At 59.0% G+C, this 23,737-nt stretch carries 22 protein-coding genes; 3 read left to right on the top strand and 19 right to left on the bottom strand.

The window, feature by feature from the left end; all coding sequences use genetic code 11:
- Positions 1-333 precede the first annotated feature (333 nt).
- The 10 genes from ASD03_RS11925 to ASD03_RS37585 all read right to left on the bottom strand — a co-directional run.
- On the bottom strand, positions 334-954 hold a 621-nt coding region (locus ASD03_RS11925; RefSeq protein ID WP_156407945.1), incomplete at its 3' end, for an aldehyde dehydrogenase family protein.
- A gap of 68 nt (positions 955-1,022) precedes the next feature.
- Positions 1,023-1,928, bottom strand: coding sequence for a 5-dehydro-4-deoxyglucarate dehydratase (gene kdgD / locus ASD03_RS11920; protein WP_057213698.1), 906 nt, complete (start codon positions 1,926-1,928; stop codon positions 1,023-1,025).
- An 82-nt stretch (positions 1,929-2,010) separates the two neighbouring features.
- On the bottom strand, positions 2,011-3,213 hold the full coding sequence (locus ASD03_RS11915; protein WP_057213695.1) for a pyridoxal phosphate-dependent aminotransferase: 1,203 nt from the start codon (positions 3,211-3,213) through the stop codon (positions 2,011-2,013).
- Between the two features lie 71 nt (positions 3,214-3,284).
- Positions 3,285-4,922, bottom strand: coding sequence for a hydantoinase B/oxoprolinase family protein (locus ASD03_RS11910; protein WP_057213692.1), 1,638 nt, complete (start codon positions 4,920-4,922; stop codon positions 3,285-3,287).
- 14 nt (positions 4,923-4,936) lie between these two features.
- Positions 4,937-7,027 (bottom strand): hydantoinase/oxoprolinase family protein, encoded by a 2,091-nt coding sequence (locus tag ASD03_RS11905; protein WP_057213689.1) that lies wholly within the window; start codon positions 7,025-7,027, stop codon positions 4,937-4,939.
- A 176-nt stretch (positions 7,028-7,203) separates the two neighbouring features.
- A complete protein-coding gene (locus ASD03_RS11900) occupies positions 7,204-8,049 on the bottom strand; it encodes a transporter substrate-binding domain-containing protein (RefSeq protein ID WP_057213685.1) in 846 nt (281 codons plus the stop codon).
- 40 nt (positions 8,050-8,089) lie between these two features.
- Complete coding sequence (locus ASD03_RS11895) at positions 8,090-8,740, bottom strand: amino acid ABC transporter permease (protein WP_057213682.1); 651 nt, start codon at positions 8,738-8,740, stop codon at positions 8,090-8,092.
- A gap of 10 nt (positions 8,741-8,750) precedes the next feature.
- The gene (locus ASD03_RS11890; RefSeq protein ID WP_057209675.1) at positions 8,751-9,419 is read right to left on the bottom strand and encodes an amino acid ABC transporter permease; all 669 of its coding nucleotides are present in this window, start codon (positions 9,417-9,419) and stop codon (positions 8,751-8,753) included.
- 15 nt (positions 9,420-9,434) lie between these two features.
- Positions 9,435-10,190, bottom strand: coding sequence for an amino acid ABC transporter ATP-binding protein (locus tag ASD03_RS11885; RefSeq protein WP_057209677.1), 756 nt, complete (start codon positions 10,188-10,190; stop codon positions 9,435-9,437).
- A 24-nt stretch (positions 10,191-10,214) separates the two neighbouring features.
- Positions 10,215-10,688: a RidA family protein gene (locus ASD03_RS37585; RefSeq protein WP_057209679.1), complete on the bottom strand. Its 474-nt coding sequence runs from the start codon at positions 10,686-10,688 to the stop codon at positions 10,215-10,217.
- A gap of 471 nt (positions 10,689-11,159) precedes the next feature.
- Between ASD03_RS37585 and ASD03_RS11875 the strand changes: the two genes are divergently transcribed.
- Positions 11,160-11,906: a FadR/GntR family transcriptional regulator gene (locus ASD03_RS11875; protein WP_057213676.1), complete on the top strand. Its 747-nt coding sequence runs from the start codon at positions 11,160-11,162 to the stop codon at positions 11,904-11,906.
- An 87-nt stretch (positions 11,907-11,993) separates the two neighbouring features.
- Here the strand turns inward: ASD03_RS11875 and ASD03_RS11870 are convergent, their stop codons facing one another.
- Positions 11,994-12,605, bottom strand: a complete 612-nt coding sequence (locus tag ASD03_RS11870; RefSeq protein WP_057213673.1) for a TetR/AcrR family transcriptional regulator — start codon at positions 12,603-12,605, stop codon at positions 11,994-11,996.
- A gap of 98 nt (positions 12,606-12,703) precedes the next feature.
- On the opposite strand from ASD03_RS11870, the gene ASD03_RS11865 reads away from it, so the two are divergent.
- Positions 12,704-13,789 (top strand): aldehyde reductase, encoded by a 1,086-nt coding sequence (locus tag ASD03_RS11865; RefSeq protein WP_082557298.1) that lies wholly within the window; start codon positions 12,704-12,706, stop codon positions 13,787-13,789.
- A 1-nt stretch (position 13,790) separates the two neighbouring features.
- Positions 13,791-14,180, top strand: coding sequence for a nuclear transport factor 2 family protein (locus ASD03_RS11860; protein ID WP_057213670.1), 390 nt, complete (start codon positions 13,791-13,793; stop codon positions 14,178-14,180).
- 115 nt (positions 14,181-14,295) lie between these two features.
- Here the strand turns inward: ASD03_RS11860 and ASD03_RS11855 are convergent, their stop codons facing one another.
- From ASD03_RS11855 to ASD03_RS11820, 8 genes are all read right to left on the bottom strand, one after another.
- Entirely contained in the window at positions 14,296-15,858 is a 1,563-nt protein-coding gene (locus tag ASD03_RS11855; RefSeq protein ID WP_225906352.1) for an ABC transporter substrate-binding protein, read from the bottom strand.
- A 118-nt stretch (positions 15,859-15,976) separates the two neighbouring features.
- A complete protein-coding gene (locus tag ASD03_RS11850) occupies positions 15,977-16,801 on the bottom strand; it encodes a creatininase family protein (protein WP_057213664.1) in 825 nt (274 codons plus the stop codon).
- Positions 16,802-17,158: 357 nt separating this feature from the next.
- A complete protein-coding gene (locus tag ASD03_RS11845; protein ID WP_057213660.1) occupies positions 17,159-18,151 on the bottom strand; it encodes an oligopeptide/dipeptide ABC transporter ATP-binding protein in 993 nt (330 codons plus the stop codon).
- Positions 18,148-19,167 carry an ABC transporter ATP-binding protein gene (locus ASD03_RS11840; RefSeq protein ID WP_057209719.1) on the bottom strand — a complete coding sequence of 340 codons (1,020 nt, stop codon included), beginning with the start codon at positions 19,165-19,167 and terminating at the stop codon, positions 18,148-18,150. The genes ASD03_RS11845 and ASD03_RS11840 overlap by 4 nt, the downstream gene beginning before the upstream one ends.
- Positions 19,167-20,075 carry a D,D-dipeptide ABC transporter permease gene (ddpC, locus tag ASD03_RS11835; protein WP_057209688.1) on the bottom strand — a complete coding sequence of 303 codons (909 nt, stop codon included), beginning with the start codon at positions 20,073-20,075 and terminating at the stop codon, positions 19,167-19,169. The genes ASD03_RS11840 and ddpC overlap by 1 nt, the downstream gene beginning before the upstream one ends.
- Before the next feature lie 2 nt (positions 20,076-20,077).
- Positions 20,078-21,091 carry an ABC transporter permease gene (locus ASD03_RS11830; RefSeq protein WP_057213657.1) on the bottom strand — a complete coding sequence of 338 codons (1,014 nt, stop codon included), beginning with the start codon at positions 21,089-21,091 and terminating at the stop codon, positions 20,078-20,080.
- A gap of 142 nt (positions 21,092-21,233) precedes the next feature.
- A complete protein-coding gene (locus ASD03_RS11825; protein ID WP_225968568.1) occupies positions 21,234-22,805 on the bottom strand; it encodes an ABC transporter substrate-binding protein in 1,572 nt (523 codons plus the stop codon).
- A gap of 91 nt (positions 22,806-22,896) precedes the next feature.
- A complete protein-coding gene (locus ASD03_RS11820; protein ID WP_025430711.1) occupies positions 22,897-23,529 on the bottom strand; it encodes an XRE family transcriptional regulator in 633 nt (210 codons plus the stop codon).
- Positions 23,530-23,737: the final 208 nt, after the last annotated feature.

The following is a 23,737-nucleotide window of genomic DNA, read 5'->3' as shown; positions in this document are numbered from 1 at the left end:
CCGGTGCCGGTCGAGCCGGTAAAGGTGATCGCCTGGATGTCGGGGCTGTCGAGCATCGTCTGGCCGACGACCGAGCCCTTGCCCATCACCAGGTTCAACACGCCCTTCGGCAGGCCGGCGCGATGGAGAATGTCGACGATCGCCCAGGAGCAGCCGGGCACCAGTTCGGCCGGCTTGAAGACGATGGTGTTGCCATAGCAAAGCGCCGGCGCGATCTTCCAGGCGGGAATGGCGATCGGGAAATTCCACGGCGTGATGATGCCGACGACGCCGACCGGCTCGCGGGTGATCTCGACGCCGATATCAGGGCGCACCGAGGGGATGATTTCGCCNGACGACCGAGCCCTTGCCCATCACCAGGTTCAGCACGCCCTTCGGCAGCCCGGCGCGATGAAGAATGTCGACGATCGCCCAGGAGCAACCTGGCACCAGTTCGGCCGGCTTGAAGACGACGGTGTTGCCATAGCAGAGCGCCGGCGCGATCTTCCAGGCGGGAATGGCGATCGGGAAATTCCACGGCGTGATGATGCCGACGACGCCGACCGGCTCGCGGGTGATCTCGACGCCGATATCAGGGCGCACCGAGGGGATGATTTCGCCAGCCAACCGCAGCGCCTCGCCGGCAAAGAAGTCGAAAATCTGGCCGGCGCGCACGGTCTCGCCGATGCCTTCTGCCAGCGTCTTGCCCTCCTCGCGCGACAACAGCCGCCCGAGCTCGTCCTTGCGCGCCAGGATCTCGTCGGCGGTCTTTCGAAGGATCGCATGACGCTCGAGGATGCCGGAGCGTGACCAGGCCGGAAACGCCGCCTTGGCCGCGGCGATCGCCGCCTTCGCATCCTCGGCCGAGGCGCGGGCATATTCCCCGATCACGTCGTTGGTGTCGGACGGATTGATATTGGCAACGCCATTACCGCCAACCCATTCGCCGGCAATCAGGTTCTGGTGCAATGTCATGGGACCTCCTGCGAGAAAATGAATAGGTTCGCCCTCATCACGCGGGACAAGGGCGACCGTTTTACCCATTAACGCCTGTGCTGACCAATCAAGGTTTCCATCATGGACATTTCCTCCCCCGTCAGGTCGTGAAGCGGTGAGCGGACAGGACCAGCATCGAAGCCCTGTAGGCGTACACCCGCTTTTACCGCCGAAACTGCATAGCCTTTGGCGCGGTTGCGGATCGCCATGAAGGGGTAGAAGAAGTCGAGAAGGATCTTTTCGCACTTCGCGCGTTCGCCGGCGCGCAACGCCTTATAGAACTCCATTGCCAGACCGGGCACGAAGTTGAACACGGCGGACGAGTAGGTTGTGAACCCAGCTCCGAGATAGGCTTCTGCGAAGAGCTCGGCGGTCGGCATACCGCCAAGGTAGGTCAATCGGTCACCCATCTTCGCCGTAATCTGGCGCACAAGAGCGATGTCCCCGGTACCATCCTTAAAGCCGACGAGGTTGGGGCATTCGTCGCAAAGCCGCGCGAGCGTATCGGCCTGGAGCACTGAATTGTCGCGATTGTAGACCATCACGCCCATACCGGTGGATTGGCAAACGGCCTTGATATGTTGGTAGAGTCCCTCTTGCGGAGCGTCGATAAGGTAGTGCGGAAGGAGAAGAATTCCGTCGGCCCCGGCCTTTTCAACAGACCTTGCAATGGAGACGGCTATATTCGTGCCATAGCCGCAGCCTGAAACAATCGGCGTCTTGCCGGCGGCTTCCTTGGCAACGCGCACGATTTGCGGAATTTCCTCTGGCGCGAGCGAAAAGAACTCGCCTGTACCGCCGGCAGCAAATAGCGTAGCTGCATCGTAGCCTGAGAGCCAGTTGACGTGCACACCGTAGCTCTTGGCATTGAACTTTCCCTCCGCATCGAAATGCGTGACGGGGAAGGAAAGTAGACCGGCGCCAAGCACCTTTTTCAATTCTTCAGTTCTCATGGGTGTAGCCCTCCTTTGAAGGAAGCACCGAATAGCGATGCTCCTAGTTGATTTGATTTGATTGGATTGGGTGTGCGCCTCTTCAGGCTTTCAGCGATCGCACCATGCTGGCCAGGCGTTCGCAGGCCCGTTCCAGCTCGCGCTCGGAGGCGGCGATTGACAGACGAATGAAACCCGGCGCGCCAAAAGCCGCACCTGGCACACTCGATAGGCCGAACTGCTGGAGTAGGTGAGCGGCAAACGTTGTGTCGTCTACGACCACCTCTCCGCTTAGCTTCCGCCCGAACAGCTTCCCCACGCCGATGAACGCGTAAAACGCGCCCTCCGGCGGAGTGAAATCGATGCCCTCGATCCCTGCAAGCCTTTGCGACATGATTTTCGCCCTGTCCGCGAAGGTTCGAGCAGCTTTGGCAACGAAAGCCTGATCGCCGGTTAGTGCCGCGAGGGCTGCCGCCTGCGCTACGGTCGAGACGGACGTTACGCTCTGCGACTGCATCTTATTAAGCGACGCGATGAGCGCTTTTGGGCCGGCAGCATAGCCAACGCGCCAGCCGGTCATCGCATATGCCTTGGACACACCGTTGACGATCAGCGTTCGTTCACGCAGTTCTGGGCAGGCCGACGCGAAAGATATAAAGGGTGCCTCCCTAAGCAGGATGTGCTCGTAGATTTCGTCCGAAAGCACCAACACCTGCGGATGGCGGGCGAGCACTTCGGCAAGTCCTCGGTACTCCTGCGCCGAATAGATAGCGCCGGTGGGGTTAGATGGCGAGTTCAGCAGCAACCATCGGGTCTTGGACGTGATCGATGCTTCCAGCCGCTCAGGGTCGATCTTGAAACCGACCTCGGGCCCGCAACTCACATAGACTGGGTCGCCTCCGTGCAGCGAGACGATGTCGCCGTAGGACACCCAGCAAGGCGTCGGGATTATGACCTCATCGCCAAGCTCAAGCGTGGCGAGGAATACGTCAAACAGGATTTGCTTGGCGCCATTGGCGACCATCACCTCGTCAGCGGCATAGTTCAGCTGATTTTCCGTTTTGAACTTGCTCACGATCGCCTGTCGCAGGCTCTCCATACCCGCCGGCACGCCATAGCGCACCCGCCCCTGACGAATGGCTTCGCAGGCCGCCTCAGCAACGTGTGCCGGCGGCTCGAAATCCGGCTCGCCAAGCGACAGGTCGATGATATCGCGGCCCTCGGCAATCAATTTCTTCGCAGCCATTGCGATCGCCATGCTGGGCGATGACTTTATGCCCGCTGCGCGCTTGTTCTCGAAGTTCATCTCCGGCTTCCTTGGACTGATTGACATTTAGAGCCGGACGAAGCTTCCGCCCCGCCCGGCCCCCGGGAGGATTATCTGGTAGGGACGTAGTCGAAATCGCTGTCCCGCTTAGCGGCTGTTGGATCGCGCGTGTCTGCCAGGCCATAGCCGCCGCCGCCAGGAAGCTGGAGAATTAACCGGCGACCAGCGGGAACATGTTGCCGACCCTTCGAGGCCAAGCGCGTTCCGTCGTCGAGCAACACTGCGCCAGGAGCGCCGTTCTCGCCGCCATTGCGGCCGCGCGCGGGGTGTTCGACGCGGTCGAACATGGCGTTGAAATGCATCTCGTGACCTTCGGTCGGCGAGATTTCCACGACCTGCCCCAGGCCGCCTCGGAACTGGCCGGCGCCGCCCGAACCGTCGCGCAGTTCCTTACGCCAGAAGATGACCGGACCGACGTGCTCTGTCGCCTCGATCGACATCGAGTGCACGCCGCTTGGAAATGCCGTGGCATTCAAACCGTCAAGCGTGGAACGTGCACCGGCGCCGCCACTGTTGAAGAGCAGGACTTCTGCGCGCTGGCCGCCATCAGCCGGCGCCCTTTCACCCTGCAACGGCCGCACGCTGACGTGCAGGTTCCACAAGGCACCCGCCCCTTCCGCCGGTACGCGACCAGGAAGCATCTTGTGCACGGCGCCAAGTACGGCGTCCGGAACGAGATGCCCGAGGACGTGGCGCACCGAGACCGGTGCGGGATGTTGCGCATTGAGAATGCAGTTTTGCGGAGCCGTGACGCGGAACGGTAGCAGGGAGGCGTGATTGTTCGGGATCTCCGGCGCGATCGAGCATTTGAGACCGTAACAGGCATAGGCTGCGGAGTAGATGATCGGGCAATTGATACCCTTCGGACTGGGCGGCGAGGTCCCTTCGAAATCCGCAAGGATATGATCGTTCGCCACATCGAGGCGCACGGCGATGTCGATCGGCGAGCCATAGCCGTCGACCCGCATTACGTTGGAATAGGAACCCTTCGGCAGGGCCGCAATCCGTTCGATTGTCGCATCGTAGCTGCGCTTGAAGATGAAGTCGGCCAAGGTTTCGAGATCCGTAAGACCGAATTCGTCCATCATGTCCATGAGCCGGCGATGGCCGATCTCGTTGCAAGCTGCGAGCGAATAGACATCGCCGACCACCTGATGACTCTCGCGCACATTGTTGCGCAAGATGTTGACGAGGTCCTTGTTGACAACGCCGCGTTCGGCAAACTTCATGATCGGGACGAAGATGCCTTCTTCGTAGACCTCGTTGGCATCCGGCCCGAAACCGCGACCGCCAACATCGACTACGTGCGCGGTGCAGGCGAAGTAGCCAACCAGATCCCCTTTCCGGAAACTCGGCGAGACGACAGTGAAGTCGTGCAGGTGGCCCGTGCCCTTCCACGGGTCGTTGGTGATATAGACGTCACCCTCGAAGATGTTTTCAGGGCCGATGTCGCGGATGAAGTGGCCGACGGCTTCCGCCATAGCGTTGACGTGGCCGGGTGTACCGGTCACGGCCTGAGCTATCATCTTTCCGCCGCGGTTGAACACGCCGGCAGACAGGTCGCCCGACTCACGCACGCTGGTGCTGAACGCGGTGCGGATCAGCGTAAGCGCTTGCTCCTCAACTACGGAGATTAGCCGGTTCCACATGATCTGCATGTGGACGTCAGAAAGTGCATTGGTTTTCATGGTTTTCCCTCTGTTCAGGCAGCTTGCTTGGCACGCACGAGCAGGCAGCCATCGGACTGCATGACGACTTCGCGGCTCGCTGTGATGATGGTCGAGGTTTCGCGTTCGGTGATGACCGCCGGACCGGCGACCCAATCGCCTGGCTTCATGTCATTGCGGGAGACAATCGCGGCACTTTGGAAGTTGCCTTCCTGCACGTCGAAGATTTCACGCGTGCCGCGAACCTCGGCGGCTGCTCCCTTAGCGGTCTTGCCGATCCGCTCAGGCGGGATCACCTTTGAAGTGGCACGCAGCGACCAACTGACGATCTCGACATCAAGCCCGTCAATCACGCGGCCGAAGAACTGCTCATACTGTTCGTCAAACAATTTGCGAAACAGTGCGCCGTCACTATCGATGTAATCACGCACCTCAATGGTGACTGGCACTTCCCAGCCCTGACCGACATAGCGCATGTAGGCAGTGCATTCGAGACCCGGTTCCGCGTCCGGCGCTCCTGAGCGCACGAAGGATGTCGCTTCAGCGATCAAGTCGCTGATGGTGGTGTTGATCGCTTTCGCCTCGAAGCGGCTTAGACGGCTATAGGCGCTTCGAACGGATTCAAAGCCGAATGGAGCCCTCAGGAAACCGATTGCCGAGCCGACACCAGCTCCTGGTGGAATCAAAAGATCCGACATTCCAAGCTTTTCGCACAGCCGGGCGGCATGGATGGGTGCCGCACCGCCGAAGGCAATCATCGTGAACTCCGAAAGCTCCTTGCCGTTTTCAACGGCATGCATTCGCGCGGCGTTGCTCATGTTCTCGTCAACCACTTCGCTAAGCCCGTAAGCAGCAGTCGCAACATTGGTCTCAAGCTTAGACGCCACATCCTGATCCATTGCCTTGTCAGAGGCACAGCGATCGAGCTTCATTGCACCGCCGGCAAACTCGTCGGGGTCAAGACGACCGAGAATGAGATCGGCATCAGTGACGGTCGGGTTCTTACCGCCACGGCCATAGCAGGCGGGCCCTGGCTCGGAACCGGCGCTGTGGGGTCCAACGCGGATCTGGCGCATGCTGTCGACGGTTGCAATCGAACCGCCCCCGGCGCCGATCTCGACCATTTCGATGACCGGAATGGATATGGGCATGCCGCTGCCCTTCTTGAAGCGCCAGGTGCGAGCGACCTCGAATGTCTTAGACGTCTTGGGCGTCTGTTTTTCGATCAGGCAGATCTTGGCCGTTGTCCCGCCCATGTCGTAGGAGAGGACCTGGTCGAGCCCGTAGCTGCTGGCGATATGAGCGGCGAAAATTGCGCCGCCTGCGGGACCGGATTCAAGAAGGCGAACCGGGAATTCGATCGCGCTTTCGACGCTGATGATCCCGCCGCCAGAATGGATCATAAAGATCGGGCATCGGGTTCCCTCATCCGTCAAGCGACCAACGAGGCGGTTGAGATAGGAAGCCATCAGGGGCTTGACGAAGGCGTTGGCGCACACCGTGTTGAAGCGCTGGAACTCGCGCATTTGCGGCGAGACCTCGAACGACACTGACACCGAGATGTCCGGGTTTTTGGCAAGTAGCCGGTCTCGAACGGTTTTTTCATGCGCGCCGTTCAAGTAGGAATGTATGAAGCCAATCGCGACGCTTTTATAACCGGCAGCAACAATGCGATCGCAGAGGGCATCGACTTCGGAAAGGTCCAGCGCCTTGAGCACCGAACCGTCGGCGCCGATGCGCTCGTCAAGTACAAAGCGCTCGTTGCGCGAAACCAGTGGTGCGGGCAGTACGATATCGAGATCATATTGTTCGAAACGGCTCTCCGTGCGCATTTCGATGACGTCACGGAACCCCTTGGTGGTGATGAAGGCAGTTTTCGCACCCCGGCGCTCGATCAAGGCATTGGTGGCGAGCGTGGTGCCGTGGATGATCGTATCGATCTCGGAGAGATCCACGCCCGCGACCTCAGCGACCTGTCGAATGCCTTCAACGATTGCGTTTTCGGGGAACGAGTAGTCGGTCAGCACTTTGATCGAATGGAGCGTGGCTCCCACTTCCATCGCGACATCGGTAAAGGTTCCACCGATATCGGCGCCGACCCTAATTTGCTTGCCATCTTTCGCCATTTTCTTCACTCATGCTCCGTAAACGAGCTGTTGTTGCGCCGCGCCCGGGAAGGCTTGTTTTTCGACGTGCGGCGGCACTCCCCGCCCGCACAGACAGGCGGGGGCAAAAAGCTCTTCAGTGGTTGATGTTTCGGGTGCGCTGCGCGACGGCTAAATCAACGCGCAGAGCTTAAGCGTTATTGCTTGCCGGTGAAATCGACACCCGGCAATGTCGTCGGAAGCGCGGCGCGATCCACGCCAATCCATTTCTTGTAGAGCGCGTCAAGCGATCCGTCCGCGGTATGCCGGGTCACAAAATCTGTGAGGTAGGCGAGCATATCCTGATCGCCCTTGCGCACCGCCATTCCCTGGAAATTGTCGGCAACTTTGTACTTGCGCTCGAATTCGGCGCTGTGTCCTGTTTCCTTGATTACCAGGCCGTATGTGACGCTCCCAAGGATCGCATCGACCTGGCCTGAAAGCAGTGCTTGCACTGTCGTCGCATCATCGTCGAAGCGCTTGATTTCTGTCTCCGGCGGCGCAGCCTTGACCAAAACCGGTTCGAACACGCTGCCTCGGTTGACGCCGATTACGTATTTACCGAGATCCTCGTTACCCTTGATTTCAGCATCCTTTTTTGCCCAGACGGTGATGTCGTTCGACGAGTAGGGAATGACATATTGGATGACCTTGGCGCGCTCTTGCGTAATGGTCATAGAAGGCACGAGGAAATCGACATTGCCGTTGACGAGCAGAGGAATGCGGTTCTGGCCGGTGATGCGTTCGAACTTCACCTCGACGCCGAGTTCCTGGGCAATCAGCTTGGAAAGCTCGATGTCGAAACCCTCGTTTTGACCGTTCTGGTCGATGAAGCCCCAGGGAAACTGATCCATCTGAACCCCAATGACGGCCGTGCCCTTTGCCTTGATCTCTTCCGGCGTTACAGCCCCTGCAGTGTTGGTAAAGGCAGTCGCCGTCAGAATGACCGCCGTAAGACCGGACAGGAACCTGGAACGCGAGATGGTCCGTGCTGAATTGAACATGTTGGTTACCTCTGGTTGGTTTTGATATGCGTTCTTCTTGTTATCTCGCGGCGTTGAGGCGCCGTTCGACTCTTGCGCTGAAGTATGTCAGGGGCAGGCAGATAAAGAAGTAGACGAGCCCGACCGCCCCGTAGACTTGCAGTGGTTGAAACGTGATGTTCGCCATTAGCTGGCCCGAGCGGGTAAGCTCAGTCAGGCCTAAGAGTGCAGCAAGAGCAGTCCCCTTGATAAGGTTCACCAGGAAGCCGATGGTGGCGGGCAAACCGATCCGGAAGGCCTGAGGCAGGACCACGTCGATCATGCGGTAGACATAGCCGATACCAAGCGCGCGGGCGGCCTCGCTTTGACCCGGCGCCACGGCCTGGATGCTGCCACGCCAGATCTCGCCGAGAAACGCGCTGGTGTGCAGCGACAGGCCAACGGTCAGCGCCACCCAGATATCGACTTTGAGGCCAAATACCGGCATTCCAAAATAGACGAAGAACAGCTGCACCAAGAGCGGCGTCCCTTGGAAGATCTGGATGTAGGTTGCCATAAGGCCGCGCAGGACTGTCCATTTGCTGGTACGACCGAGCGCTACTGCGAGACCGAGCGCTCCGCCAAAAGTGAACGCGAGAAGAGAGAGGAAGACTGTCCAGCGAGCACCTTCCAACAGGAATAGAAACTCTCCGAAACCAAATTCACGGATCATCGATTTGGCCTCACTTTGTCGGATAGGAGAAGTAGGTTCTGCCGACCAGCTGCAATGCGACAGAGAAGAACTGGGACAGCAGGAGGTAGACCGCACCGAGGACGAAATAGATCTCGAAACTGCGGAAGGTTTGGGCGTCCAGCGTCTGCGCCATGTAGGTCAGTTCCTCCGCGGAGACCGACGCAACAAGGCTCGAATTCAGCATCATCAGGATGAACTGACTGCAGAGCGCCGGATAGACCGCACGGATTGCCGGTCGAAAAACGATGAAACGATAAATGTCGATCGTATGCAGGCCAAGCGCCCTGCCCGCCTCGATCTGGCCAGGCCGGATCGACTGCACGCCACCGCGAACGATCTCCGCGGCATATGCCGCGCAGTTGAGTGACATTGCGAGGATCGCTGCCTCTTCGCCGTCCAACTTGATACCGAGCGTCGGCATGCCGAAATAGATAAAGAAGATCTGGACGAGAAACGGTGTGTTGCGGATAAGCTCGATATAGCCGACCGCAATCATCCGCACGGCGGCAAGTTTACTCATGCGCATCAACATGAAGACAATGCCCAGCGAAAGGCCGGCAACCATTGAGATGGCAGACATCCTTAGTGTTTGAATGGCGCCCTCGAGAAACATGGGCCAAGCGGCAAAAACAGGGGCGAAATCGAAGGAATATTGCATCTATACACCTCTGCCCTAGTGATTGAGGATCTGGCTGAGGAACGTCTTGGTGCGTTCATGGCTCGGGTTACTGAAGAACACGTCGGGCTTAGCGCTTTCGACGATCTCACCGCGGTCCATGAAGATGACGCGATGCGCAACGGCTCGGGCGAAGCCCATCTCGTGCGTGACGCAGATCATGGTAATGCCGTCGTCGGCGAGCGACACCATCGTATCGAGCACCTCCTTGACCATCTCGGGATCGAGCGCTGAGGTCGGCTCGTCGAACAACATGATCTTTGGATCCATGCAGAGCGCGCGTGCGATGGCGACACGCTGCTGCTGACCGCCCGATAACTGAGCTGGATACTTCAGCGCCTGCTCGACGATGTGGACGCGCTCAAGATGGCGCATGGCCTTTTCCTTGGCCTCTGCCCCCGACGCCTTGCGAACGCGCCGCTGTGCCAGCATGCAGTTTTCAAGCACTGTTAGATGAGGGAAAAGGTTGAACTGCTGGAACACCATACCGACGTCGCGTCTAATATGGTCGGCATTCGCGCCGCTTTGGTTGAGCCGTGTGCCGTTGACGAAGATTGTGCCTTCCTGAATTTCCTCCAGGTGGTTGATGCAACGGATAAGCGTCGACTTGCCAGAGCCCGACGGACCGCAAAGAACAATGTGCTCGCCGCGAGCGACGTTCAGATTTATGCCCTTTAACACTTGCAAAGGGCCATACCATTTGTTGACGCCGACCATATCTATGGCTTTTTCGGACTTCGCGCTTTCGCTCATTCCTCGTTCCCCTTCCTGTTATCGTCAGGATTTCATTGCGACTTCAAACACGGCATCAACCTCGACGGATGAGCCGCGAGGAAGCGATCCGGCGCCGAGCGCCGTACGGACGTGGCGGCCATTTTCTCCGAAGATTTCGACAAGAAGATCGGAAGCGCCATCAATTACGGCGGGATGTCCCTGGAAGTGCGGCGGCGCGTTCACGAAACCGCGAAGCTGCACGCACGCAATTACTCGGTCGAGGTCCCCGTCGAGGGCGGCACTTACCCGGGCCACAAGGTTCAAAGCGCAAAGACGAGCGGCTTGATAGCCGTCTTCAGGCGAGATGTCCTGCCCCACCACGCCGACGAAATGCTCGATACCGTCGATACGCGGGATCTGTCCTGAGACAAAGAGAAGGGATCCCACGAGCCGGTGCGCAACGTAGTTTCCGGAGGCCGGCGCATTAGAAGGCAACACGATGCCGAGCTTGGAGATACGTTCAGAGACGACACCCATAGCAAATTCCACCTGATTTTCTGCGAGCGCTTTAAAGCGCTTGTTTCGTTCCCGGAGCCATTCGCCTCGTCTCGACTGACAAGGTATCGCTGGCTCACTTACCGAGACCAAAGATTATTGAAATAGTATCTCATGTCAATACCGACGCAAGAGATACTACCTCTCAAGAGGCTGACGCATTTACATGACGATAATCGTATTAATTCAGCTATTTACAGTGGATTTTCAAGTTTCTGTCGGTGCGTGTTGCTAATCAGCGTCGAGAATATTTTTGAGTCATTTCCCATAAAGAGCTTTGAATAAGGCTCGCCGATATGCTCATCGAAGCCTGTGTGCGCACACTTTGAGTGCAATTACCGCGATACAGGTAGTACCACATCTTGAAGTAGTGCTATCTTGTCAGAAGGACAACGAAACCCTATTAATCGTCAAAAGCACCGGTAAAAGGTGACGCTAAGTAACGGGTGAATCTTGGACACACTGACAAGTCGGACCATACAAGCACTCAAGGCTCATATCATCGAGGGTGAACTCGACAAGGGCGATAAGCTTGGATCGCTTAATGACCTATCTCAACGCTTTGGCGTGAGCCGAACCGTCATTCGCGAAGCGATATCCGCATTGCGGTCTGATGGAGTAGTAGAGGCGCGTCATGGCGTCGGTGTGTTTGTACGGAATGTGCCCACGCCGGAAGATTTGACCGGCTATGATTCCGAGCTGGCACTGGCGCCGCTTCGCCGCCTGAAGACGTCATTCATCGACCTTCTGGAACTGCGAATGGCATTCGAGGTTCATGCGGCCGGTCTTGCGGCGACCCGCCGCTCCTGGGCACAGGAATCAAATATCTGGAATGCTGCCCGACAATTCGAGGCATCGATCGACGACGAAACCGCCCTCGACAATCTGGACTTTGTTTTCCACCGCTCGATCGCAGAGGCGACGAATAATGGTGCCTTTATAGAGTTCTTCAACTTGATGAGCCTTCAAATACTCCCGCAACCGGCATTCTCAAAGGAACTCAATCCAGCGCTCATCACGCCCGAGTACATTCAAAACACTGTGCGAGAACATAGGGCCATCTGCGAAGCGATCAGCAGCGGAAACTCCGAACAGGCCCGCGAAGCCATGCGCGCCCATCTAAACCGGAGCCATCTTCGGTACCGCGGCTTTTCAGACGGAGAAACTTCCCCGTTAAGCAATCTCGCCCAATCGCAATGACCATCCTAAGCGGCCACAGCAGCTCTGCCAGAGACCATTCCCGCGCGTACATCCGGCCACCCCCCACGTTGCCCCAACGTGAACGGGTTATCCGGTTGTTCCATCGGCATTTTTTTCTTCTGGTTTGAGCGCTACACTCAAAACACGCATCAATAGCCGCAACGCGTCATCCGACCGCCCATCGGCGCTGAAGCTGTGTTTGATGCCATCCATCGCAGCCGCAATCAGCGCGGCGAGGTCCGCGGGTGATACCTCTAATGCCTTCAGGTCGATCTCCCCTTGAGCTTGAGCTGCAGCCAGTACGTTTGCCAGGAGGTCAAGCAGCTTCGATCTGGCGGCAATCGTTATATCCTTTGCCAGTTTCAAATTGGTGTCGAAGAGTTCCTTGGCGTTATCGCTTTTGCTGAACGGAGCGATCAGTCCTTCCTGGAAGGCAGAGATCGCCGCCGCGATACGGTCCACGACATTTCCCGTGCGGCCAAGCGCGGCCTCAACCTCAGACATTGTCCGTTCGTGTGCACGCGCCGAGCCGGCCCGAAAAAGCTCCTCCTTACTGTTGAAGGCAAGGTAGAGGGAAGCGCGCGAAATCCCTGTAGCACGAGCGATATCCGCCATGGTGGTCTTCTGAAAGCCGTACCGGGCGAACACCGGCAGCGCAGAATCCAAAATTAAAGCTGATTTGCGATTTTCATTTTCCATCGGGACATGTTGACGCCCCCTGTCTGAAATGTCAAAGAGACAATTGGACAATATTAGTCCACTTGTCCAATTAACCGAACTCGCATCGGAGCACGATCATGAAAGAGGCGCGACCGCCACAACAAACCACAGTGCTAGTCACGGGGATCAGTGGCTTCCTTGGCGGTCATGTGGCGCTGCAGCTGTTGCAACAGGGTTATCGTGTTCGCGGAACGTTAAGACGGATGGCGTCAGCCCCTGCAACGATGTCCCGCTTTCAACCGTTCACCGAAAATCTCGGTTTCGTCGAAGCCGATCTGGATCACGACCTCGGCTGGGCGGAAGCCGTTTCGGACTGCGATTACATCATCCATACCGCATCTCCATTTCCGAGTGGCGCGGTGCGCGATCAGACAGGATTGATCCGGACAGCAAAGGAAGGGGCTCTCCGCGTGTTGCGGGCGGCCCATGCAGGCAAGGCGAAAAGGGTCGTCCTCACCTCATCAATCGCAGCCACCAATCATGGCAGCGGGCGTGCACCGTTCAGCGAAAAGGACTGGACGGACACAGAGAGCAAACGCGCGACACCCTATTACAAATCCAAGACTCTGGCCGAGCGCGCCGCTTGGGCGTTCGCCGAAGAACATGATCTGGCCTTGACCGTGATCAATCCGGGTCTCATCCTTGGTCCGTTGTTAGGCAATGACTGCGGCACGTCCGTCGGACTAATCAGGAAATTGATGAACGGCAAGTTCACGCGATTGCCGCGCTACGGTTGCGCAATCGCTGACGTTCGCGATGTCGCGCTCGCCCATGTCCGTGCGATGGTCGAGCCCGGGGCCACTGGACACAGGTTCATCGTCGGAGGCCGCGTCTTCTGGATGAGGGACATTGCGCACGTACTTGCCCAGTCCTTTCCAGCCTACACTTCCCAGATACCAACTGCGGAACTTCCAAACTGGTTGGTTCGAATTCTGGCTCTCATCGACGCCGACGCGGGGACGATCGTGCATGAGCTTGGAAGGGACCTCCGCATCGACACCTCAAAAGCAGAATGCGTGTTGCAATGGCGGCCGCGTCCCGAAGAAGAAACCATCCGCGCCTGCGGTCAAAGTCTGATCGAAAAAGGACTGGTGACCGCCCGCACCGCTGGCCGAGGATTTGACTTTCGCCGCGAAGAGCCAACGAAACATCCAGGAGATTAGAATGATAAACAATGTTCAGACCGAAGAAGACCGCATCCGTGAAAGCGAGCGCAGCCGATTGCGTGCGCTCGTCGCCGCCGATATCACTGCGGCGGCACCTCTTCATGCCGATGACTTCCAGTTAATTACCCCCATCGGCGTAGCTCTATCGCGGGAAGAATATCTCGGTGCCATCGCCGCCGGCCAGATCAAATACCGCGCATGGGAGCCAAACGATATTGCCGTCCGTCTTTATGGCTCGGCCGCCGTCATACGCTACCGCGCTCGCCTGGAAGTAATCTTCAACGGACATCTCGTGCCGGCCGCAGACTACTGGCACACAGACACTTATGAAGAGCGCAACAGCCGCTGGATAGTTGTATGGTCTCAGGCCACGACCATCAGCCGCTAGTCAAATCGAGACTGGTAGCCGTTCCCATAAGCCCTTCGAGCCAGAAGCGGTCGAGTGATCCGCTTCAGGCCTTCAGGACCAACGGAAGGGCCATGCGTCGCCTAGAGTTGCGGGGTTAGTCCTCGATGTCGACCTGCTCGAAGCGATGCGAGCCCAATGGCTCCATCACGTAGTTCTTCACCTTTTTCGACATCGGCAGCACAACCGTGGAGTGGGCAATCGGAACCCAAGGTGCCTGATCGCTGATGATGGCCTGTGCCTCTTCGTAAAGTTTCGTCCGCTCGCTTTGATCCGAGCTGGTACGCGCCTTCTGGAAGATCTCATCGAGCGGCTTGTAGCACCAGTTGGCATTGTTGCTGCCGCCAACGCCAGAGCAGCTGAAGAAATAGCTGAGCAAATTGTCAGGATCGGCGTTGTCGCTCGTGCCGCCCAAGATGACGGCGCCATCGCGCGCTTCGTCGCGCACCTTCTTCAGATACTCGCCCCACTCGTAGGAAACGATTTCGACGCCGATGCCCACCTTGGCAAGGTCCGCCTGCATCAGCTCTGCCGCGCGGCGAGCGTTCGGCATATAGGGACGGCTGACAGGCATAGCCCAGATCTTCATCTTCAGATCTTTGACGCCGGCCCCATCCAGCAGCTTCTTTGCCATTTCCGGATCGTAGCTGTAGCCCTCTATTTTGCCGTTATAGCCCCACATCGTCGGCGGCAGGACGCTTTTGGCGACCTGTCCCATGCCCTGATAAACGGAACCGACAATCGCCTTGCGGTCGATCGCCATATTGATGGCGCGGCGTACTTCCAGCTTGTCGAACGGCGCGATCAAGGTATTCATCGCGAGATAGGAGACGTTGAGACCTGGCTGTTCCAGAACAGTAAGGTCCGGATTTGCCTTCAGCCCGGCCACGTCAGCCGGCGCCGGGTATGGAGCGACATGGCATTCTCCCGCCTGGAGCTTCTGCATGCGTGTCGTCGGATCGGTAGTGATCGCGAAGATGAGGTTGTCGATCTTCGGCGCGCCTGCCCAATAGTCTGCATTGGCCGCAAAGCGAATTGCCGCATCTTGCTGATAATCGACAAAGCGGAACGGCCCGGTTCCGACCGGCTTACGGTCAAGATCCTCGCGCCGTCCTTCAGCCGCCAGCTTGTCGGCATATTCCTTCGACATGATCGAGCCGAAGTTCAGGGCAAGCTTTGACGGAAGCGATGCATCCGGCTGCTTCAGGACGAACTTGACGGTCTTTTCGTCCACCTTGACGATGGCCTTGATGACCGATGGCATGTCCATGGCATTGAACATTTCCCAGTTGGCACCGGGGAAATAGCTGTTCCAGGGATCGTTCTTGTCCAACTGGCGATTATAGGTGAAGAGCACGTCGTCGGCGTTGAAATCACGCGTCGGTGTGAAGTCATCCGTCGACTGGAACTTCACGCCCTCACGCAGTTTCAGCGTGTATTCGAGATTATCGTCGGAAATTGTCCAGCTTTCAGCGAGGCCCGGAATAACCTTGGTCGTACCGCTTTCGAATTCGGTCAGGCGATCATAGATCGTCTCCGCCGAAGCGTCCCAAGTACTGTTGGCCGAGTAGAGCGCTGCATCGAACCCCTCTGGCGCGCCCTCCGAGCAATAAACGAGCGTCTTTGCCATGGCCGGTGTCAGGGCGACGCCCGAAAGCATCGTTGCTGCAAACAGAGAAACAACGGTCTTGCGCGTCCGTGCGAATTTTAGAGTCATTGGCTTATCCTCCCTCAGGAATGGAATGCGAGATGCCCGGCGAATGGCTCGCGCGCACAGGTCAATCGGCTTTGCCGGCCGTCGTGCCGAGGCCGCGACCGGGCGTCCAGACAGGGTCTGGCGCGGTCCAGAGCACATCGTTGCGGATCAGTTTCACCAGTTCACCCGCCTGCAGGTCGAGGAAGCGCTCGCCCTTGTCAGCTGTTGCACTGCGCGGATCGCCCCAGGTGCCGGTGACCGGCGCACGCTCGGCGAAGGAATAGAAGCGCGACACGTCCGCCGGCACATCGACGGGATGTTGCTGGTTGCCATATGCCTGCCCGAACATCTCGGTCTTTACCGCGTCCGGGACGATTGCCAACATGACAGATGCCTCGCCTTCGCAAGCATGATGCGCACCGGTGTCGACCTCGAAGATTTTCCCCGCCTCCTCCGGCGCCAGCATCCAAGGCGTCGTGGCGACGATCGGCATGGCAAACTCGACCGCCAGCTCACGCACGGCAACCGCGAGCGGATCCATGTTGCCGCCGTGTCCATTGACGATGAAGAGCCGTTGGAAGCCGAGCGTCTTCAGCGAGCGCACGATGCAGCGGATGACGCGGCTGAGCGTATCGTAGTCGAGCGTGATGGTTCCCCCGAAAGGCAGGTGGTGTTCGCTCATGCCAAGCCAGAGGCCAGGCAGAACGGCGACCGGGATATCATCGGCAACCAGACGGGCGGCGCGAATGGCCGCCGCCGATGCGCTGGCGGTATCGGTAATAACCGGCAGATGCGGGCCGTGCTGTTCCAGCGAGCCGATCGGCAGAATGGCGAGCGCCCCGGGCTTGCCGGCAATTTCGCGCAGGCTGGGTGCGGTCATGCGCGCCCATTCAACTTCCTTCGTCATGTCAGGCCTCTTTCATCAGATCACGTTCATGTCCGGATCGCAGGCGCCTGGACCGCCACACGCCTGACTGCGTCGGACCAGCATTCCGAAACATGCCGAAACGGCGGCCGACAGAAGGGCGCCGATTTGCGTTGGTTCGCGTCACTGTTATCTCCGGCAAGCAGTGGGTCGGGCTTCGCCTCCGCTCCGCCGAGCGAACAGCTCCAAATTTGCACAGTCGGAAATATCAATCAAATTATTTTTCGGATAAGAAAATTATATTTCTTAAAATACCTACCTCGAGCATCAATTCATCGAACCGCCATGCGCCGCCCATGCGGACGGAAGGCGGAACGCCCTATAGCGCTCGTCTGCGTCTCAACCCTCGGCCAGATGACACCTCGCCTGGCGCGGGCCATCGCCGAGGCGGTGGAGAACCTGCGGTGCCTCGCAGCCAGCAGCAGCCTTGGCGCATCGTCCCCTGTAGAAGCAACCGGCCGGCAATTTGCGGTTGTTTGGAAGCTCCCCGATCCGCACCTCGGCAAGGGTCGGCAAGGGGCTTGCGAAACTCGGAGCTGAGGCCAGAAGCGTTTGAGTGTACGGGTGCCGAGGATTGCCAAGAACCTCGTCGGCGGGACCTGATTCAACGATCTGGCCGAGATACATCACAGCGACATCGTCGCAAAAATGGCGCACCAGCGCGACATCGTGCGAAATCAAGAGGTACGTTAACCCCCGCTCCCGCTGCAACTTCAAAAGCAGGTTGACGATCTGCGCCTGCACCGACACATCGAGCGCCGATGTCGGCTCGTCCAACACCATGAGATCGGGATCCGTGCTGATCGCGCGGGCGATTGCGATGCGCTGGCGCTGGCCACCTGAAAACTCGTGGGGCAGGCGATCCAGATGTTCCGGCCTCAAGCCGACGGCAGCGGCCAGTTGCTCCGCCTTCGCATGCAACTCGGCATTGCTGTGTCCGCCGCGAATGTGCAGCGGTTCGCTGATCAGCCGCCAGACCGGCAGCCGCCGATCGAGCGAGGATTGCGGATCCTGGAAAACGATCTGCATCTTCTGCCGCAGATCGCGCTTTTGCTTTCCCTGTGTTGCCTGCAAATCCTGGCCGTCGATCGTCACCCTGCCCTGCTCGTAAGGCGCAAGCCCGATGATCGCCTGGGCGAGCGTGCTCTTGCCGCAACCGGACTCGCCGACAATGCCGAGGCTTCTACCGCCGCGAACCTCAAGGGTGACGCCGTTGACGGCGTGCACATGCGAGGTGGGGCGACCGAGCCAGTCTCGGGACGCGGGGAAGCGGACTTTGAGATCGGAAACTTCCAGAACGGGCCGGGTTATCGTGTCAATACCTTCGGTCATTGCGGGCTCCCCTGCTCTGTTTCCGGTCCGACACCACGCCGCCAGCAGGCCACCTGTCGGCCATTGGCGCCCTCCAACTGCGGAGACCGGGATCGACAGAGATCAACCGCTTCCTTGCATCGTGGCTGGAAATAGCAGCCGGCAGGCGGGTGCATCAGGTTCGGTACCGCGCCGGTGATCGCTTCGAGTTCCTGCTTCGGCGCCACCCGTTCCGGCAGGCAGCGCAGCAGCGCCTGGGTATAGGGGTGCTGCGGCGCGTCGAGAATGGCTCGCGTCACGCCCTGCTCCACGATCCTTCCGGCATACATCACGTAAAGTCGATCGCAGAGCTGCGACACGACCGCGACGTTATGCGAGATGAAGATCACCGACGTCCCGGTCCGGCGGGCGCGGTTCTGGATAAGCCGCAGTATCACGGCCTGGACGGTGACATCGAGCGCAGTCGTCGGCTCGTCGGCGATGATGAGCCCGGGATTGCAGGAGAATGCCATCGCGATCAGAACCCGTTGCCGCATGCCGCCGGAGAGCTCGAACGGATAGAGCTTCATGACCCGCTCGGGCTCGCCGATCAGCATGTCGGCAAGAATATCCCGGGCAATGCGCCTGGCATCCGTCAAGCTTGCCTCCTCGTGACGCATGATGACATCAGTCAGCTGCTTGCCGATGCGGATCGTCGGGTTGAGCGCGTTCATCGGCTCCTGGAAGATGGTCGAGACCATCTTGCCGCGCACATCCTGCAGTTGGCTCTCGTTCATGGCGAGGGTGCTATGACCAAAGATCCTGACGGAGCCGCCGGTGATCCTGTAGCGCCCCTTGGGCAGCAGCCCGGTTGCTGCCATGGTCGTCACCGATTTGCCGCAGCCGGACTCGCCGACGATCCCGACGATCTCTGCCTTTGCGACATTGATCGACACATTGTCGAGCGCCTTGATCGCCCCGCTGAAGGTTGGGAACTCCAGCGACAGATTGTGAATGGCCAGCGCCTGACCGCGAGATTCAACAATACCGGTCGTCATCATCTGCCCCTCAAGCGCGGGTCGAGCATATCGCGGATGCCGTCGCCAACGAGGTTACATCCCATGGCCGTGATCAGAATGGCGAGACCCGGGAAGGTCGCGTACCACCACTGATCGAGCATGTAGCTGCGGCCGCTGCTGACGAGCGCGCCCCATTCGGCGGTGGGCGGCTGAGCACCGAGGCCGATGAAGCTGAGGGCGGCTGCGATCAGCACAACACCGCCAAGATCGAGCGTCGCCTGCACGATGATCGGCGACATGGCGTTTGGCAGGATATGCCAGCGCAGAATGTAGAGCGGCGAGGCACCGAAAGTGCGCGACGCCTTTACGAAGACCTGCTCGCGCAAGGACAGCGTTTGACCGCGGGCCAGGCGCACATAGGCGGGAATCCGCACGATCGCCACGGCTAGCATGGAGTTGAAGAGGCTGGGCCCAAGGGCCGCGGCCAGCGCCATGGCCAACACGAGCGCCGGCAAGGCAAGGACGACGTCCATCAGCCGCATGACGGCGGTGTCGACCCGTCCGCCGACCACGCCGGAAAAACAGCCGATCAGCACCCCAACCGACATCGAGATCAGGACAATCATGAAGGCGGCGCCGCAGGATGCCCTTGCCCCATAGACGACGCGCGAGAACAGGTCGCGGCCGACCTCGTCGGTACCGAACCAATGGGCAGCACTCGGTGGCAGCAGACGCGCCGTCAGCGAGACCTTGTCCGGGTTGTACGGCGCGATCACCGGCGCGGCGATGATCATGATGAGGACGAGCAGGATGATGGCAGCGCCAACCAGGGTCAGCGGGCTCCGGCGGCTGAGGTACCAGAGATAACGCAGCCGCTCGGATAGGGACCTGGTCCTGCGCATTGCGGAACTCGCCGCGACAGGTTCGGTGGGGATGACGGCAGACATGATCAGACCTCCCTGATCTGGGGGTCGGCGAGCATGTAGGCGAGATCGACCAGGAGATTGATCAGCACATACCCAATGGAAGCGACGATCGTGAAGCCCATGATGGCGGGAAAATCGAGCGTCTGAATGGAGGTGACGACGTAGGTGCCCATGCCGGGCCAGGCAAAGATCGTCTCGGTCAGCACCGCGCCATAGAGAAGATCGCCAAGTGCCAGCCCGAGCAGGGTGATGGAAGGGATCAGCGCGTTTCTGAGCGCATAGTTGAAGATGATCATGCCCTTGCGCAGGCCGCTGGCGCGCGCAGTGCGAATGTAGTCTTCCTGCAGGACATCCAGCATCGAGGCGCGTATCTGGCGCGTGATCACACCCATATTGGCAAAGGCCAACACAAAGCCCGGCAGGATGATGTGGTAGACGGCGCTGCGGAAGGCATCGAAGCGGCCTTGCAGCAACGAGTCGATCAACAGGAACCCGGTGATGCGTTCGGGCGCAACGATGCCCATGGCCAGACGGCCGCTGCCGGGCAGTATCTGAAACTTGGCGTAGAAGAGATAGATCAGGATGAGGCCGAACCAGAATACCGGCATCGAGATGCCGCACACGGAGACAGTGCGCGCAATCTGGTCAATCGGACCGTCCTTGTAGACCGCCGACAGCACGCCAAGCGGTACACCCAGACAGATCGCGATCAAGAGCGCGACCGTTCCAAGCTCCAGCGTCGCCGGCAGGAAGGTGCGGATATCGCCGGCGACCGGGCGATTGGTCCGCAGGGACGTCCCCAGATCGCCCTGCAGCAGATTGCCGATATAGATGGTGAACTGTTCGACAACAGGTCGATCAAGGCCGAGATTGCGCCTGACGTTTTCAAGCGTTTCGGCGCTCGCCCGGTCGCCTGCGATCATGCGCGCCGGATCTCCCGGGATGAGATGGGAGATCGTGAAGGTGATGACGGCGACGCCTAACACCACGAAAAGCAAAAGTACCAGGCGCGGGATGATGATGCGGGTGATAGCCATGGACGTCAGCCCTTCCGGCAGGAGAACCCTGACCTTGCTTGGGAAACGATGAAACCCTGCCGCCACAGCCGTTGAGGCGGGCGGCAGGTGTTGCGTGGAATGAGGCCCGTCAAGGCCGCGGGATCGGCCTGATCCGGCTCCGTCATTCCGTTTTCGACATCGTTCCGAAGTTGTAGACCTGGATCAGCATGGGGTTGTAGACATAGCCTTGCACGACGGCGCGGCGGGCGAAGATGTCGTTCTTTTCCATGATGTAGAGATAGGGCGCGTCCTCAGTCGAGAGCTTCTGCGCTTCGGCATAGAGTTCCTTGCGCTTCTCCTCGTCGACGATGGATCCCGCCTCTTTCACGAGCGTGGTCACCTTGGTGTTGTCGTAGAAGGAACGGTTGCCCGGACCGCCCATTTTGTCGGCGTCGAACCAATAGTTCATGAACATGTAGGGGTCGGCGAAATCAGGCGTCCAGGCGCCGGGAGCCATATCGAATTTGCCGTTGGCCACCAGTTCGCGTTTGGTCGTGTCGGCGACCGCCTGCAGATCGAGCTTGATGCCGATTTCCGCAAGAGACGCCTGCAATGCAAGCCCGACCGGCTCCCAGGCAGGATCGGCTTGAGAGAAAGTGTAGGTCAGGCGAATGTCACTCTTGCCGGAGTCGGCGAGCAGGGCCTTGGCCTTCTCGACATCATATGTGTACTGGAAACCCTTCGGGTCGTGCCCCCACATGCCGCTCGGCACCGCGCCGCGCATCTGCTTGGCCTGGCCGAGCATGATGCCGTCTATGATGCCCTGATAGTCGACCGCATAGGAAATCGCCTGGCGAACCCTGGCGTCATCCAGCGGCGGCTGGCGGTTGTTCATGTAGATGTAGTTCACATACATGCTGGGATTGCTCTCGACCACGACGGAGGCGTCCTTCTGCAGCGCCTCCGCCTGATCGAGCGGGATCTGCTCGATGATGTCGGCATCACCGTTGGTCAGTTGAAGACGACGGGCCGAGACGTCGCCGACGATGCGGACGACCACTTGTTTCAGCGCCGGCTTGGTGCCTGCGTAGTGCTCGTTGCGATCGAGCACGATGCTCTGGTTGCGCTCCCAGGAAGCTATACGGTATGGGCCGCTACCTGCGGAGTGCTCCGCAAGCCAGGCCTTCGCCATGTCGCCGTCCTTCTCGTGCTCCATCACCTTGGGATTGATGATCGCCGCACCGGAGACGGCGAGTGTCGAGATGAAGGGCGCAAATGGCGCCGTCAGATGGAATCTCACCGTCTGCGGATCGACGACCTCGACCTCCTTCAGCACCGGAAACGCGTCGGAGGGTCCCGCCTTCAGCTTCATCAATCGATCGAAGCTGAATTTGACCGCAGCGGCGTCGACCGGTGTGCCGTCATCGAACTTGTGGCCGCTGGCGAGCTTGAAGGTCCACACGAGGCCGGCGTCGTCGGCAGTCCAGCTTTCAGCCAGTTCGGGGCCGACCTCCGTTGTCGCACCCTTGTAGGCCACGAGCCTTTCATAGGCAGCGTAAATCAGTGTGTAGCCGCTGTTGCTGATTTCGACGCCAGGATCGGCGGTCGGCGGATCTTCCGCTCGCGCCAGTACCAGCACGTCCTGCGCAGCGATCGCGCCGGAAAGAGGCGTTGATGCCAGAAGCAAGGCGACGCCAATCGATTTCCACTTGGAAGCGTTCATCTCGTAGTCCTCCCCAGAACTGCGGCGCACGATGCCCTCCCGGCACCGACCGCAGCACTAGAGTAGGAAACGATTTTCCTAAGTGCAATATTTTTTCTTATCGTACTCGTTTTTAGTTACATTAGCTTGTGAGCTTGGTCGTTTGTGCGTTCGCCAAGGTGGAGACCAATTCGGTTTCCGGGGTCGAGCAAACGCACAGGATTTGCGCAGGTTCTTCGCTCACGCTGAGATAGGCGTGCCCCGTCATGGCATCGAAATAGCAGGAATCGCCTTTCTTGAGCCGTAAGGGCGCATAGATCTCGGTATGAAGTTCGAGTTCCCCTTCGATAACGTAGAAGAACTCCTCGCCCTTGTGCCGGATAAGCGGCCCGAACTCCTCGAGCGTGCGGGCCCGGGCCACCGCCACGATCGGAACCATCGACTTCTTCGAAATCTCCGTACAAACATAGAGATAGTCGTAGTTTTGTGTGATGATCTCCCGCCCATCGCCGGATCTGGTATAAGTGCGGCGCCCCAGCATACTGGGGGCTTCCTCAGCACCCGCCGTGGTCCCGAAAAGCTCGACGATATCGACCTTGAGGCCCTGGGCGAGCTGAATCAATCGGTCGTAGGTGAGCTGCATCTGGTTGTTCTCGACCTTGGAAAGGGTCGAGACCGCAAGCCCGGTCATGGAGCTCACCTCTGCCAGCGTCCAGCGATTGCGGTTGCGAATCTCCTTCAGGATATCGCCGAGGCTGGATTTCGCATCGGTCATCGTTGGCGTCTCCAATTTACCTGCAGCCGTTCCGGACCGCGTGCCGCTCTCGGCTCAGCCCGCGACGCGGGCAGAATCCGACTGGCATGATAGGAAAACCATTTCCTATAATACTTGGCCGAAATCAACATCGGCTTGAAAAGCAATCCCATACTAGAGCATCCCGCTTTCACGTGGAATCGCCGAAGGTGGATAAGATGCCCTAGAA

It is taken from the genome of Ensifer sp. Root127 (assembly GCF_001425225.1).
Lineage (GTDB): Bacteria > Pseudomonadota > Alphaproteobacteria > Rhizobiales > Rhizobiaceae > Ensifer > Ensifer canadensis.
The sequence above is the reverse complement of the archived record's forward strand: the minus strand, read 5'-3'. Positions and strand labels throughout refer to the sequence as shown.

What these genes read in the sequence shown, in the direction of transcription:
- ASD03_RS37585 (WP_057209679.1), bottom strand. Translation starts at nt 10,688, where the DNA reads ATGGGTGTCGTCTCTGAACGTATCTCCAAGCTCGGCATCGTGTTGCCT.
- ASD03_RS11855 (WP_225906352.1), bottom strand. Translation starts at nt 15,858, where the DNA reads ATGCTTTCGGGCGTCGCCCTGACACCGGCCATGGCAAAGACGCTCGTT.
- ASD03_RS11900 (WP_057213685.1), bottom strand. Translation starts at nt 8,049, where the DNA reads ATGTTCAATTCAGCACGGACCATCTCGCGTTCCAGGTTCCTGTCCGGT.
- ASD03_RS11870 (WP_057213673.1), bottom strand. Translation starts at nt 12,605, where the DNA reads ATGGAAAATGAAAATCGCAAATCAGCTTTAATTTTGGATTCTGCGCTG.
- ASD03_RS11910 (WP_057213692.1), bottom strand. Translation starts at nt 4,922, where the DNA reads ATGAAAACCAATGCACTTTCTGACGTCCACATGCAGATCATGTGGAAC.
- ASD03_RS11885 (WP_057209677.1), bottom strand. Translation starts at nt 10,190, where the DNA reads ATGAGCGAAAGCGCGAAGTCCGAAAAAGCCATAGATATGGTCGGCGTC.
- ASD03_RS11905 (WP_057213689.1), bottom strand. Translation starts at nt 7,027, where the DNA reads ATGGCGAAAGATGGCAAGCAAATTAGGGTCGGCGCCGATATCGGTGGA.
- ASD03_RS11865 (WP_082557298.1), top strand. Translation starts at nt 12,704, where the DNA reads ATGAAAGAGGCGCGACCGCCACAACAAACCACAGTGCTAGTCACGGGG.
- kdgD (WP_057213698.1), bottom strand. Translation starts at nt 1,928, where the DNA reads ATGAGAACTGAAGAATTGAAAAAGGTGCTTGGCGCCGGTCTACTTTCC.
- ddpC (WP_057209688.1), bottom strand. Translation starts at nt 20,075, where the DNA reads ATGTCTGCCGTCATCCCCACCGAACCTGTCGCGGCGAGTTCCGCAATG.
- ASD03_RS11860 (WP_057213670.1), top strand. Translation starts at nt 13,791, where the DNA reads ATGATAAACAATGTTCAGACCGAAGAAGACCGCATCCGTGAAAGCGAG.
- ASD03_RS11830 (WP_057213657.1), bottom strand. Translation starts at nt 21,091, where the DNA reads ATGGCTATCACCCGCATCATCATCCCGCGCCTGGTACTTTTGCTTTTC.
- ASD03_RS11840 (WP_057209719.1), bottom strand. Translation starts at nt 19,167, where the DNA reads ATGACGACCGGTATTGTTGAATCTCGCGGTCAGGCGCTGGCCATTCAC.
- ASD03_RS11850 (WP_057213664.1), bottom strand. Translation starts at nt 16,801, where the DNA reads ATGACGAAGGAAGTTGAATGGGCGCGCATGACCGCACCCAGCCTGCGC.
- ASD03_RS11845 (WP_057213660.1), bottom strand. Translation starts at nt 18,151, where the DNA reads ATGACCGAAGGTATTGACACGATAACCCGGCCCGTTCTGGAAGTTTCC.
- ASD03_RS11915 (WP_057213695.1), bottom strand. Translation starts at nt 3,213, where the DNA reads ATGAACTTCGAGAACAAGCGCGCAGCGGGCATAAAGTCATCGCCCAGC.
- ASD03_RS11820 (WP_025430711.1), bottom strand. Translation starts at nt 23,529, where the DNA reads ATGACCGATGCGAAATCCAGCCTCGGCGATATCCTGAAGGAGATTCGC.
- ASD03_RS11890 (WP_057209675.1), bottom strand. Translation starts at nt 9,419, where the DNA reads ATGCAATATTCCTTCGATTTCGCCCCTGTTTTTGCCGCTTGGCCCATG.
- ASD03_RS11895 (WP_057213682.1), bottom strand. Translation starts at nt 8,740, where the DNA reads ATGATCCGTGAATTTGGTTTCGGAGAGTTTCTATTCCTGTTGGAAGGT.